General features: G+C 73.5%; 4 protein-coding genes. All 4 read left to right on the top strand.

The window, feature by feature from the left end; genetic code table 11:
* Positions 1-7632: type I polyketide synthase (locus ASC56_RS36945; RefSeq protein WP_079102982.1), on the top strand; the 7632-nt coding region annotated here is incomplete at its 5' end.
* Positions 7633-7737: 105 nt separating this feature from the next.
* A complete protein-coding gene (locus ASC56_RS36940) occupies positions 7738-8805 on the top strand; it encodes a glucose-1-phosphate thymidylyltransferase (RefSeq protein WP_055495982.1) in 1068 nt (355 codons plus the stop codon).
* Positions 8802-9548 carry a futalosine hydrolase gene (locus ASC56_RS36935; protein ID WP_055495981.1) on the top strand — a complete coding sequence of 249 codons (747 nt, stop codon included), beginning with the start codon at positions 8802-8804 and terminating at the stop codon, positions 9546-9548. The genes ASC56_RS36940 and ASC56_RS36935 overlap by 4 nt, the downstream gene beginning before the upstream one ends.
* A gap of 285 nt (positions 9549-9833) precedes the next feature.
* Positions 9834-14564, top strand: a 4731-nt coding sequence (locus ASC56_RS43000; protein WP_159039830.1) for an SDR family NAD(P)-dependent oxidoreductase, incomplete at its 3' end; no start/stop codon positions are given.

The raw sequence follows: 14564 nt of genomic DNA, 5'->3' as shown, positions 1-14564 counted from the left end.
GCGTTCGCCGGGCTGTCTCCCCGGCGGGTGGATGTGCCGACGTACGCGTTCCAGCGGCAGCGGTACTGGCTGGAACCGACACCGCGCTCCTCGGCCACGGACGCCGTGACCATCGGCGGCGTCGACATCCCCGACGACGGATTCTGGACCTCCGTCGAGAACGGCGACGTCGACGCGCTGGCACAGACGCTCGGCATGGCCGACGCACGGTCGCTCGGCGAGGTCGTACCGGCGCTGTCCACCTGGCGCCGGAACCGGCTCAACCTGTCCACGCTGGACAGTTGGCGCTACCGCGTCGTCTGGCGGCCGCGGTCCGAGCAGCCCGCGGGGCCGTCCCCGATGGGCGGGAGCTGGCTGGTCGTCGCCCCGGAAGGACACGAGGACGACGAGACCGTACGCGCCGTGCTCGCGGCGATCGACGAGCGGTCCGCGGGAGCGCGCCTGTTGATCGTCGGGGCGCGGGAGGCCGAGCGGGAGCGAATGGCCGACCTGATGCGGGAGCACACAGCGGACGGCACCCTCCAGGGCGTGCTCTCGCTGCTGTCGCTGGACGAGTCGCCCTGGTCGGACAGCGGGGTCCTGCCGACCGGTCTGGTGCTCATGACCTCCCTGCTCCAGGCGCTCGGCGATGCAGGGGTCGACGCGCCCCTGTGGTGTGCCACCCGGGGCGCGGTATCCATACACCGCAACGACGTTCTCGAACACCCTGTTCAGGCCATGAGCTGGGGCCTGGGCCGCATCGCCGGTCTGGAGTACCCGCAGCGGTGGGGCGGCCTCGTCGACCTGCCGGAGACCCTGGATCCGCGAGCGGCCCGGCGTCTCGTCCTCGCCCTGTCCGGCGCGCTCGACGAGGACCATGTGGCGCTGCGCCCGTCCGGGCTGTTCGCCCGGCGTCTGGTGCGGGCCGGTGACGGCCCCCGCCCGGACGGACCGGAGTGGCGGCCCGAGGGCACCGTCCTGATCACCGGCGGCACCGGCGGCCTCGGCCGGCACGTCGCCCGCTGGCTGGCCCGTGGCGGCGCCGAACACCTGGTACTGGCCAGCCGCCGTGGCCCTAAGGCCCCGGGCGCCGCCGAACTCGTCGCGGAACTCGCCGAGCTGGGCACCCCCGCCACCGCCGTCGCCTGCGACGTCTCCGACGAGGACGCCGTCCGGCGGCTCATCGAGGACCTGCCCGGCGGCGGAACGCTGACCGCCGTCGTGCACACCGCCGGCGTCATCGACGACAGCGTCATCGAGGGCATCACCCCGCAGCGGGCCGACGGTGTGCTCCGTCCCAAGGCGGACGCGGCGCTGGTCCTTCACGAGGCCACGCGCCACCTCGACCTCTCCGCGTTCGTCCTGTTCTCCTCGATGGCAGGCACCCTCGGCGGCCCCGGACAGGGCAGCTACGCCGCCGCCAACGCGTACCTCGACGCCCTCGCCGCCCGGCGTCGGGCCGACGGCCTGCCGGCGACGTCCGTCGCCTGGGGCACCTGGTCCGGTGGCGGCATGGTCGACGAGAAGATGGCCGAGCGGCTGCGCCGTGACGGCGTCCCTCCGATGGACCCGGAACTGGCGGTTTCCGCGCTGCAGAAGGCGCTCGACCAGGACGAGCAGTTCCTGATCGTCGCCGATGTCGACTGGAAGCTGATCACCGCCCGGGCCTTCGCCGCGTTGCGGGACTTCGCCGAGGCGCGCACCACCGCGACGGAAGAGCACGTCGAGAAGGACACCGAAGGCCAGGACGGACCCCCGCTGGTCCGGCGGCTGGCCGCACTGCCCCCGGCCGAGCGCCGGACCGCCCTCCTCGCCGAGGTGCGCGCACAGGCGGCGGCCGTCCTCGGCCACGCCGGAGCCGACTCCGTGCCGGAGGGCCGCGCCTTCCGGGACCTGGGCTTCGACTCGCTGACCGCCGTCGAACTCCGCAACCGCTTCGCGGAGGCCACCGGGCTGCGCCTGCCGGTCACGCTCGCCTTCGACCACCCCTCCGCGTCGGCGCTCGCCGCTCACCTGGACGAGGAACTGTTCGGCAGCGAGTCCGCCTCCGGCGCTCTCGTCGCCCTCCCGGGCGCCTCGGTCGACGACGACCCGATCGTCATCGTCGGCATGGGCTGCCGCTTCCCCGGAGGTGTCCGCTCGCCCGAGGACCTGTGGCGACTCGTCGCGGACGGCACCGACGCGATCTCCGTCTTCCCCGACAACCGCGGCTGGGACGTGGAGAACCTCTACGACCCCGACCCGGACCGCACCGGCCACTCCTACACCCGGCACGGCGGCTTCCTCTACGACGCCGACCACTTCGACCCCGCGTTCTTCGGGATCTCGCCCCGTGAGGCCCTCGCGATCGACCCGCAGCACCGGCTGCTGCTGGAAACCTCCTGGGAGGCCTTCGAACGGGCCGGGATCGACCCGGCCCGGGTCCGGGGCACTCAGGCGGGCGTCTTCGTCGGCTCCAACTACAACGACTACGGCACCCGAGCCCGCAGGGCTCCCGAGGGGCTGGAGGGGTATCTCGCCACGGGCAGCGCGAGCAGCGTCGCCTCGGGCCGCATCGCCTACACCTTCGGGCTGGAGGGCCCGGCGGTCACCGTCGACACGGCCTGCTCCTCCTCGCTCGTCGCCCTGCACCTGGCCGTACAAGCGCTGCGCTCGGGGGAGTGCGACCTGGCCCTCGCCGGCGGTGTCACGGTGATCTCCACCCCGGACACCTTCGTCGAGTTCAGCCGGCAACGCGCCCTCGCGCCCGACGGCCGCTGCAAGGCCTTCGCCGCCGAGGCCGACGGCGCGGGCTGGGCCGAGGGCGTCGGCCTGCTGCTCCTGGAACGGCTCTCCGACGCCCGCCGCAACGGCCACCCGGTGCTTGCCGCCGTCGCCGGTTCGGCGGTCAACCAGGACGGCGCCTCCAACGGGCTCACCGCCCCCAACGGCCCTTCCCAGCAGCGCGTCATCCGGCAGGCGCTCGCCGGGGCCGGGCTCTCCCCGCTCGACGTGGACGCCGTGGAGGCGCACGGGACGGGGACGAAGCTGGGCGACCCCATCGAGGCGCAGGCGCTGCTCGCCGTCTACGGGCAGGACCGCCCGGAGGACCGGCCGTTGTGGCTGGGGTCGGTGAAGTCCAACATCGGTCACACCCAAGCCGCTTCGGGTGTCGCGGGCGTCATCAAGATGGTGATGGCGATGCGGCACGGCGTACTGCCGCGCACGCTGCACGCCGACCATCCCTCGCCCTACATCGACTGGTCGTCGGGCGCGGTGAGCCTGCTGCAGGAGGAACGCCCCTGGGCGCCCGGTGACGGCCCGCGCCGCGCCGGTGTCTCCTCCTTCGGAGTCTCGGGCACCAACGCCCATGTGATCCTCCAGGAGCTGGATGCGGCACGCGACGGCGAACAGGCCCATGTGAGCCACCGATCCGGCTCCGCGGAGACGGCGTCGGGCGCACGAGCCGAAACGTCGGCCGCCGACACCCGTTCCGAGGCCACGCGCGCGCCCGCAGTGCCGGTGCCCTGGCTGCTGTCCGCGCGCGGCGCGACCGCCCTGCGGGAGCAGGCGGCGCGCCTCCTCGACCACCTCGTCCGGCAGCCCGCCGCGACACCGGCCGACATCGCTCTGTCGCTGGCCACCACCCGCGCCTCCTTCGAGGACCGCGCCGCCGTCGTCGCCCGCGACGAGGCCGCGTTCACCGAGGCCCTCACCGCACTCGCCGAGGGGCGGGAGCATCCGGGGCTGACCGTGGACCGCGCCCGCTCCGGCAAGGTCGCCTTCCTGTTCTCCGGGCAGGGATCCCAGCGGCCGGAGACCGGACGGCGGCTCTACGCGACCTATGACGCGTTCGCCGACGCTCTGGACGCGGTCTGCGCACACATGGACACCCACCTCGAACGGCCCCTGCGCGACGTACTGTTCGCGGCACCGGGCACGCCCGAGGCGGACCTCCTGGACCGCACCGACTACACACAGGCCGCCCTCTTCGCCGTCGAGGTCGCCCTCTTCAGGCTCGTCGAGAGCCTCGGGGTCGCACCCGATGTGCTGCTCGGCCACTCGGTCGGCGAGATCGCCGCCGCCCACGTCGCCGGAGTCCTCACCCTTGAGGACGCCTGCCTCCTCGTCGCCACCCGCGGCAGGCTCATGGCCGCCCTGCCCGAGGGCGGCGCCATGATCTCCGTACAGGCGTCCGAGGACGAGGTGCTGCCGCTGCTCGCACCGTACGAGCAACGCGTGGCCGTCGCGGCGTTCAACGGGCCGACCGCGACCGTCGTGTCCGGCGACGAGGACGCGGTGACGGCGATTGCGGACGCCCTGGCCGCGCAGGGCCGCAAGACGCGCCGTCTCAAGGTCGGCCACGCCTTCCACTCGCCCCGCATGGACGCCATGCTCGACGAGTTCTCCGCCCTCACCGGCCACCTCGGCCACGCCGCTCCGGTCCTTCCCGTCGTCTCCACGGTCACCGGCAGGCCCGTCACGCAGAGCGAGCCCTTCGCCCCCGGCTACTGGGTGCGCCAGGTGCGCGAGGCCGTCCGCTTCGGCGACGGCGTCCGCACTCTCGAGGACATGGGCGTCACCACGTACGTCGAGATCGGCCCCGGCGGTGTGCTGACCGCTCTCGCGGGCGACTGCGTCACGGGGGACGCCACCCTCGTACCGCTTCTGCGCCACGACACCGACGAGGCCGAGTCCCTCACCGCGGGCCTCGCACGACTGCACGTCCGCGGCCATGCCGCCGACTGGTCCGCCCTCCTCGCACCGACCGGGGCCGGCCGCACCGACCTGCCGACGTACGCCTTCCAACGCCGCCGCTACTGGCTGGAGATCGACGCCGATCCCCGGGACGCCGCACCCGCGGGCCTGGAGGCCGCCGGACATCCGCTGCTGTCCACTGTGGTGCCCCTGGCCGGATCGGACGGCCTGCTGCTCACCGGAACCGTGTCGGCCGACAGCCGTCCCTGGCTGGCGGACCACGCGCTGGACGGCCGGATCCTCTTCCCCGGCACCGCGTTCCTCGAACTGGCCCTGGAGGCCTGCGCACGGTCGGGCGCCGCGCAGGTGACCGACCTGACCCTCCAAGCCCCCCTGGTGCTGCCCGCGACCGGCGGTGTCCAGCTTCAGGTCTCCATCGGCGCCCCCGACGCGTCGGGAACCCGCACCCTCGCCATCCACTCCCGGCCGCTGACCCGCGGCGCATCCGACGAGCCCTGGGTGCGGCACGCCGAGGGCAGCCTGGGCGACGCACACCCGGAGCGGGCCCCGCAGCCCGGCCCGGCGGCCTGGCCGCCGGCGGGCGCCGAACCCGTGAATGTGTCCGGCCTGTACGCCCGTATCGCCGACAACGGCTTCGCCTACGGACCCGCCTTCCGCGGGCTGCGCGCCGCCTGGCGGCTGGGCGAGGAGGTGTACGCGGAGATCGCCCCGGAGGAGGGCGAACACCTCCAGGGCACCCGCGAATTCACCGTCCACCCGGCCCTCCTGGACGCCGCGCTGCACACCGTCGCCCTGGCGGGCGGCGAGGACGGGCAGACCATCGTGCCGTTCGCCTTCACCTCCGTCTCGGTGACCGCCACCGGGCCCGCGGCCCTGCGCGTGCGGCTGTCCCCGCGCGGAGAGCGGACGTACGCCGTGTGGATCGCCGATGCCGCGGGCTCACCCGTGGCCGAGATCGCGGAGCTCGCACTGCGCCCGGTCGACAGCAGCAGGCTCGCCCCCGCCGCGGGAGCGGGCGGCATCCACCGGCTGCGCTGGGTACCGGCCGCGACCGCCGCCACCGTGGAGCCCGCGGTCGCGGTGATCGGCACCGACCGGGAACTCGGCGCAGGCACCGACCGATTCCAGTACCACGACAGCCTGGACGCCCTGCGTGCCCGCGTCGCCGACGGTGCTCCCATGCCGCGTACCGTCCTCGCCTGTGTGCCCGCACCCGATGGCGCCACCGACCTTGCCGAGGGCGTCCGGCGCACCACGTCCCGCGCCCTGGACCTCGTCACCGTCTGGTTGAGGGAAGAGCAGTTCACCGAGTCACGGCTCGTCCTGGTGACGCACAACGCCGTCACGGCCCGCGCCGAGGACGCGGCGGTCACCGACCCGGCCCAGGCCGCGGTCTGGGGACTGATCCGCACGGCAAGGGCGGAGAACCCCGGCCGCTTCGCCCTGCTCGACCACGACGGCACCCCTGCCTCGCTGGCGCTGTTGCCCGCGGCCCTCGCCGGCGACGAACCCGAGACGGCACTGCGTGAGGGCACCGTGCTCGCTCCCCGTCTGTCCCGCGCGACCGACCCGGGGGACGGCGAGCTGCCCGACCTCTCCACCGGAACCGTCCTGATCACCGGTGCGGGAGGGGTCCTCGCCCGGCAGGTGGCCCGCCATCTGGTAACCGTTCACGGCAGCCGATCCCTGGTCCTGGCCGGCCGCCGCGGCGCCGCGGCCGAAGGCATGGACGAGCTCCGGACCGAACTGGCCGAACACGGCGCCCGGGTCACGGTGGCCGCCTGTGACGTCGCCGACCGCGAGGCACTCTCCGAACTGCTCGCAGGGATTCCCGCCGACCGGCCGCTCACCGCCGTCGTGCACGCCGCCGGCACACTCGACGACGGAGTGGTGCAGGCGCTCACCCCCGACCGCATGGACACCGTGCTCCGCGCCAAGGCCGACGCCGCACTGCTCCTGGACGAACTCACCCGCGACACCGAGCTGACCGCGTTCGTACTGTTCTCATCGCTCGCCGGCGTCTTCGGCGGCGTCGGACAGGGCAACTACTCGGCGGCCAACGCCTTCCTCGACGCCTTCGCCGCCCGGCGCCGGGCCGAGGGCCGCGCGGCGCTCTCCCTCGCCTGGGGTCTGTGGGCCGAGCGCAGCGGGATGACGGGCCGACTCGGCGAGACCGATCTGCGCCGCGTCGAGCGCAGTGGAGTGCGGCCCATGGCCACCGCCGACGCCCTCGCCCTGCTGGACGCCGCGCTGCGCACCCCCGAGGCGTACCTCGTCCCGGCCGCGCTCGACCCCGCGGCCCTGCGCGGCACCGACGGCTCGGTGCCGCACCTCGTACGGGACCTGGTGGCGGCCCGCGGCCCGCGTGCGTCAGCCGCGAGCGGGCAGGGCGCAACCACGGCCGGGCCCGAGAGCGGTACCGGTCTGCGCGAGCGCCTCGCCGGGCTGAGCGAGCCGGAACGCCACACGGCCGTACTGGATGCGGTCCTCGCCCAGGCGGCCCTGGTCCTCGGCCACGACGCGGCTGACACCATCGACCCCGAACGGGGCTTCCTGGAACTGGGCTTCGACTCCTTGACGGCCGTCGAACTCCGCAACCGGCTCGGCACCCTCACCGGGGTGCGGCTCCCGGCCACGCTGCTGTTCGACTATCCGACGCCCGCAGGGCTCGCCGCCCACCTGCTGAGCAGGACGGCGCCCGCCGACGCCCCGGGCGCCGGCACCGGCGAGGCCCTGGCCCGGTTCGACCGGTGGGAGAGCGAGTTCGACGGCGCGCTCGCCGACCCCCGTCTGCACGACGGACTCCGCAGCCGGCTGCGCACCCTGCTCGACCGGCTCGACCGAACCACCACACCGACGCAGCGGCAGGACCGAGGCGTCGACATCAGCCACCCCGACGAGGTGTCGGACGACGAACTCCGGGCCTTCCTGGAGGACGAACTCGGCGACGCCTGACCACCCGGGCGCCCGCCCGCTCCCGCGGCGGGCGCCCGCCCCGCACGGCCGACGGGGACGGCCCTCCGTCTCCGCGGCCACCCACCCTCATCACTGGACGGAACTGTGAAGGCTCTTGTGCTCGCGGGGGGATCAGGTACGCGACTGCGGCCGATCACCCACACCTCCAGCAAGCAACTGGTCCCGGTCGCCAACAAACCGATCCTCTTCTACGCCCTCGAAGCCATCGCCGCAGCCGGTATCACCGATGTCGGCGTCATCGTCGGCAGCACCGCCGAGGAGATCAAGGCGGCCGTCGGCGACGGCTCGGCGTTCGGCCTTGACGTCACGTACATTCCGCAGAGCGAACCCCTGGGACTCGCCCACGCCGTCCTGATCGCCCGGTCGTTCCTCGGCCAGGACGACTTCGTCATGTACCTGGGCGACAACTTCGTCCTGGAGGGCATCACCGACGTCGTCGACGAGTTCCGCAAGGACCCCTGCGACGCCCAGATCCTCCTCACCCGCGTATCCGACCCCACCGCCTTCGGCGTCGCCGTCATCGACCACCAGGGCCGCGTCACCGACCTGGAGGAGAAGCCACGCAACCCGCGCAGCGACCTCGCCGTCGCCGGCGTCTACCTCTTCACGCCCCGCGTACACGAGGCGGTCCGCGCCATCGACGTCTCCGCTCGCGGTGAGCTGGAGATCACCGACGCGCTCCAGTGGATGATCGACGAGCGGCTCGCCGTCCGCTCCACGGTCATCACCGGGTACTGGAAGGACACCGGCAACGTCAACGACATGCTGGAGGTCAACCGCACCCTCCTGGAACGGCTGGAGACCCGCATCGAGGGCTACGTCGACGAGGCCAGCGAGATCATCGGCCGGGTCCGGGTGGAGGCGGGTGCGGAGGTCCGGGGCTCCCGCATCGTCGGGCCCGCCATCGTCGGCGCCGGCAGCGTCGTCATCGACTCCTACATCGGCCCCTCGACGTCCGTCGCCGAGAACTGCCGTATCACCGGCAGCGAGATCGAGTACTCCATCATGCTGCGCGACTCCTGCTTCGAAGGCATCCGCCGCGTCGAAGCGTCCCTGGTCGGGCGCAATGTGCAGGTCACCCTCGCGCCCCGGCTGCCGGCCACCCACCGCCTCGTCATCGGCGACCACGGCCGGGTGCAGATCCCCTCATGAGACCCGTCCGTCTGCTCGTCGTGACCGCGGTCGCCGCCGAACGCGACGCGGCCGCCGCGGGCCTCGACCCCATCACGGCACCGGCCCCCCAGCCCCTTCCCGGCTACGCTCTGCTGCGCATCGGAGGCGGCCCCTCCCCGGGCCGCCTCCGCGCGGACCTGCTCGCGGGTGGGGCCGGTCCCGGCGCCGCCGGTGCCGCGGCCGGCACCGCCCTCACCGCGGCGGCCCTGCGCCACGAGCCCTACGACCTGGCCGTCGCCGCCGGTATCGCGGGCGGCTTCGCCCCGCGCGCGCCCATCGGCTCGGTCGTCGTGGCCGATCGCGTCCTGGCCGCCGACCTCGGCGCCGATTCGCCCGACGGGTTCCTCTCCATCGAGTCCCTCGGCTTCGGGACCACCGTTCACCGCTGCGCACCTCATCTCGGCAAGTCCGTCGCGCGCGCCCTCGGGGCGGTCCATGCCCCCGTCCTCACCGTGTCCACCGCCACCGGCACCGCCGAACGCGCCGACGCCCTGCGGGCGGTGCACACCGACGCGGCCGCCGAGGCGATGGAGGGCTTCGCCGTCGCCGAGGCCGCGGCGACCCATGCCACTCCCTTCCTGGAGATACGTACGATCTCCAATCCGGTCGGCCCCAGGGACCGTTCGGCCTGGCGGGTACCCGAGGCGCTGGCCGCGCTCCGGGACGCGTTCGGGGCATTGCGCACCGTCCTGGAGAAGGGCGCCACGCCCCCGTACGCCTGAACCGCGCGCCCGCGCCGGGCCGCCGGGCGCCCGGTGCGGCCCGCGCACGCCCGGCGACCACCGTCCCGGCCTGCGACCACCGTCCCGGCCTGCGGCGATGATTTCCAAGGGTTTCCCCAGAGAACCCCGTCGAGGGCCGAAATGGGGCCCGCCCGCAGGTCATGCTGTCCACACCGCACGAGGTGAACAGCACGGGCCAGGTGCCCAACCGGCTCTCCCTGTACGACAGGTCGAAGCCCCCGCGCGGTGCATCCGTCCCGTCACCGAACACCATGGGGGCAGTCCATGACGAATGAGGCGCGGCTTCGGGACTACCTCAAGCGGGTCACCGTCGATCTGCACGAAACCCGCCGCAGGCTCCGGGAGTTGGAGGCCAAGGAGCAGGAGCCCGTCGCCATCGTCGGCATGAGCTGCCGGCTGCCGGGTGGCGTCCGCTCCCCCGAGGACTTCTGGGAACTGCTCGCGTCCGGCACCGACGCCATCACCGACTGGCCCGCCGACCGCGGCTGGGACACCGGATCCGGCGCCGCCGACGACGCCCGCCGCCAAGGCGGGTTCGTCCACGACGCCGAGCGCTTCGACGCCGCCTTCTTCGGCATCTCCCCGCGCGAGGCGCTCGCCATGGACCCCCAGCAGCGCCTGCTGCTCGAAGCGACCTGGGAGGCCCTCGAACGCGCCGGAATCGACCCGGTCAGCCTGCGCGGCAGCCGCTCCGGTGTCTTCGTGGGCTGCAGCGACCAGGGCTACAGCAGCGGCCTGCGGGAAGTCCCCGACGACGTCCGCGGACACCTGCTGACCGGTACCTCCATGTCGGTCGTCTCCGGCCGGGTCGCCTACGCCCTCGGCCTCGAGGGCCCCGCCGTCACCGTGGACACGGCCTGCTCGTCCTCCCTCGTCGCACTGCACCTCGCCGCCCAGTCGCTGCGCGCGGGCGAGTGCTCCCTCGCGGTGGTCGGCGGTGTGACCGTCATGTCCAGCCCCGGCGCCTTCATCGAATTCGGCCACCAGGGCGGACTGGCCGCCGACGGCCGGTGCAAGGCCTTCTCCGAGGACGCCGACGGTACGGGCTGGGCCGAGGGCGTCGGCATGATCGTCGTCGAGCGCCTCTCGGACGCCCGCCGCAACGGGCACCGGGTGCTGGCCGTCGTCCGCGGTTCGGCCGTCAACCAGGACGGCGCCTCCAACGGCCTCACCGCCCCCAACGGCCCCTCTCAGCAACGTGTGATCCTGGCCGCGCTCGCCAACGCCGGGCTGCTCGCCACGGAGGTCGACGCCGTCGAAGCGCACGGCACCGGCACCGCGCTCGGCGACCCCATCGAGGCACAGGCCCTGCTCGCGACCTACGGCCAGGGCCGCCCGCAGGACCGGCCCCTGTGGCTCGGCTCGGCGAAGTCCAACATCGGCCACACCCAGGCCGCCGCCGGCGTGGTCGGCGTCATCAAGTCGGTCCTCGCCCTGCGGCACGGCGTCCTGCCACCGACCCTGCACGTCGGCCGGCCTTCCACCCACGTGGACTGGACGGCCGGCCACGTCCAACTGCTGACCGAGTCCGTCGACTGGCCCGACACCGGGCACCCGCGCCGCGCAGGCGTCTCCGCCTTCGGCGTATCCGGCACCAACGCCCACGCCATCATCGAGCAGGCCCCCGAGCCGGTTGCCTCGGACGACGACACCACGACGGCCGCGCCTGCCCGGGCCACCCTGCCCCTGCTGCCCTGGGCGGTCTCGGGGCGTGATGCGGACACCCTGCGCGCCCAGGCCGTCCGTCTCACCTCCCACCTCACCGCCCACCCCGACACCGACCCCTATGACCTGGCCTGGTCCCTGACCGCCACCCGCGCCGCCCTCCCCTGTCGCGCCATCGTCCTCGGCACCGACCGCGACGAGCTCCTGACAGCGCTCGGCGCACTCGCCGAGGGCCGGACCACCGACCGTCTCATCACCGGGTCCTCCCGGGGTGAGGGCAAGGTGGCGTTCTTGTTCTCGGGTCAGGGTGCGCAGCGGCTGGGGATGGGCCGGGGGTTGTATGAGGCGTTTCCGGTGTTCGCGGAGGCGTTCGACGCGGTGGTGGCCGAGGTCGGGGCGGAGTTGCGTGGGGTGGTGTTCGGTGAGGATGCCGGGCTGCTGAACGAGACGCGGTGGGCGCAGCCCGCGTTGTTCGCGGTCGAGGTGGCGTTGTTCCGGCTGCTGGAGTCCTTCGGGGTGCGCCCGGACTACCTGGTGGGCCATTCGGTCGGTGAGTTGGCGGCTGCGCATGTGGCGGGGGTGTTGTCGTTGCCGGACGCCTGCCGCCTCGTGGTCGCCCGAGGCCGGTTGATGCAGGAGTTGCCGTCGGGTGGGGCGATGGTTGCGGTGGAGGCGTCGGAGGAGGAGGTGTTGCTGCTGCTGGCGGGCCGTGAGGGGGAGGTGTCGGTGGCGGCGGTGAACGGGCCGCGTGCGGTGGTTGTTTCGGGTGTCGAGGCGGCCGTCACGGAGGTTGTGGAGCAGTTGTCCGCGTTGGGTCGTCGTACGAGCCGTCTGCGGGTCAGTCATGCGTTTCATTCGCCGTTGATGGAGCCGATGTTGGAGGAGTTCCGTCGGGTCGCGGAGAGCATCGACTACGGATCGCCGCGGATGGCGGTGGTGTCGAATGTGTCCGGGCGGCTTGCGGATGTCGGTGAGTTGGGGTCGGCGGAGTACTGGGTGCGGCATGTGCGGGAGGCGGTGCGGTTCGCTGACGGGGTTCAGTGGCTGGCCGGTCATGGTGTGACGCGGTTCGTGGAGGTGGGGCCGGACGGGACGCTGACCGCTCTCGCCCAGGCCTGTGTTCCCGAGGAGGGGGACGCGCTCTTCGTACCCGCCCTGCGCAAGGACTACGACGAAGCACGGCAGTTGCTCACCACCGTCGGTCGGCTCCACGTCCACGGGCAGCTGATCGACTGGACGGCACTCCTGCCCGGGGCTCACGCGGTCGACCTGCCGACGTACGCCTTCCGGCGTGACCGCTACTGGCTCGAACGCTCCTACCGGGCCGACGGCTCGGCGACGGGGGGCAGCGAGCTGCGTCATCAGATCGTCTGGAGGCCGGTCACCGGACTTCCCCACGAGGCGCGTCTGACCGGCCGTTGGCTGTTGGTCGGCCGGGAGGGCCTGCCCGGCGGCGACGGCTGGGGCGGCGAACTGGCGTCCGCGCTCGCCACGGCCGGGGCCGAGGTCGTGAACGTCGTTCAGCACGAGGACGATACGCGAGCCGTGCTCGCCGAACGCCTGGCGGCGGCTGCCGCCGACGCGCCCGTCGCCGGGGTCGTCTCCGCCCTCGCCCGGTGCGCGGGCGACCGCGACGGCACGCCCGAGGGCGTCCTCGCCACCACCCTCCTCATTCAGGCGCTCGGCGACGCCACGATCGCGGCGCCCCTGTGGGCGGTCACGAGCGGTGCCGTCGCGGCCGCCCGATCCGACGCGGCTCCCCGTCCCGAGCAGGCGGCTGTGTGGGGCCTGGGCCGCGTCGCCGCACTCGAACACCCCGACCGTTGGGGCGGCCTCGTCGACCTGCCCGACACACTCGACGGGCGTTCCACCGCACTGTTGGCCGTCCTGCTCTCCGGCGCGGACTCCGGCTCCGGGACCCCGGAGGACCAGGCCGCCATCCGTGCCACCGGTGTCCTGGGACGCCGACTGGTGGCCGCTGCCCCCGCACCCGAGGAGCAGTGGGCACCGACCGGCACCGTCCTGGTCACCGGTGGCACTGGTGCGCTCGGCGCTCGAGTGGCGCGCTGGGCGGCCGAGCGCGGCGCGGACCACCTCGTCCTGGCGAGCAGGCGCGGCGCCCAGGCTCCGGGAGCCGCCGAGCTGGAGGCAGAGCTCACCGCGGCCGGCACGCAGGTGACGTTCGCAGCATGTGATCTGACGGACCGTGAGGCCGTACGAGGGCTGCTGGACGACCACCCCGTGGATGCCGTCGTCCACACGGCCGGGACCCTGGCCGACGGAGTCATGGACGGCCTCACCGAGGAGCAGTTCGCCACGGTCGTCCGGGCCAAGGTGACCGCCGCCCGCCACCTCGACGAGCTGACGCGCGAGCGCGATCTGTCGGCCTTCGTCCTCTTCTCGTCCTTCGCCGGTACCGTCGGCTCCGCCGGGCAGGCCAACTACGCCGCCGCCAACGCCATGCTCGACGCCCTCGCGGAGCAGCGGCGGACGGAGGGGCTGCCTGCCACTTCGATCGCCTGGGGCCCCTGGGCCGGCGGCGGCATGGCCGCCGACGCCTCCGCGGAGAACCGACAGCGCCGAGGCGGTGTGCGCCTCCTCGACCCGGATGCCGCCCTCGACGCCCTCGGCTCCTGCGTGACGGCGCCGACGGCCGCCGCGTTCGTCGCCGACGTCGACTGGCAGCAGTTCGGATCCGCCTTCACCGCCGTACGGCCCAGCCCGCTGCTCACCGAGATCTACGAGGCCCCCACCCCCGCTGATGGGCGCGCCGAGCAGACCACCGGCTTGCGCGCACGCCTCACCGGACTCTCGCCCGAGGCGCAACTCCGTGAGGTTCTGGACGAAGTCCGTATGCGCGCGGCTTCTGTCCTTGGTCATGCGGGTGTTGAGCAGGTGCCTGCGGGTCGGGCGTTTCGTGATCTGGGGGTGGATTCCCTGATCGCGGTGGAGTTGCGGAATGTGCTGGCGGTGGAGTGTGGGGTGGCGTTGCCGGCGACGGTGGTGTTCGATCATCCGACGCCGTTGGCGCTTGCCGAGTTCGTGGTGGGTGAGCTGGGTGGGGTGGTCGCGGAGCGTTCGTCGGGGGCTCTGGTGCCGGTGGTGGCGGAGGATCCGATCGCGATCGTGGGGATGGCTTGTCGTTTCCCGGGTGGGGTGGACTCGCCGGAGGCGTTGTGGCGGTTGCTGGTGGAGGGCGGGGAGGGCGGGGAGGGCATCGGAGACTTCCCCGACGACCGCGGCTGGGATCTCGATGCCCTCTTCGCGACCGGACCGAACAGCCCCTACGTCAGTCACACCGATCGCGGCGGCTTCCTGACCGGAGTCGGT

This window comes from Streptomyces sp. TP-A0356, from assembly GCF_001417775.1.
In the GTDB taxonomy this organism is placed as follows: domain Bacteria; phylum Actinomycetota; class Actinomycetes; order Streptomycetales; family Streptomycetaceae; genus Streptomyces.
Note: the sequence above shows the minus strand (reverse complement) of the source record. Positions and strands in the feature narration are given on the sequence as shown.

What these genes read in the sequence shown, in the direction of transcription:
- ASC56_RS36935 (WP_055495981.1), top strand. Translation starts at nt 8,802, where the DNA reads ATGAGACCCGTCCGTCTGCTCGTCGTGACCGCGGTCGCCGCCGAACGC.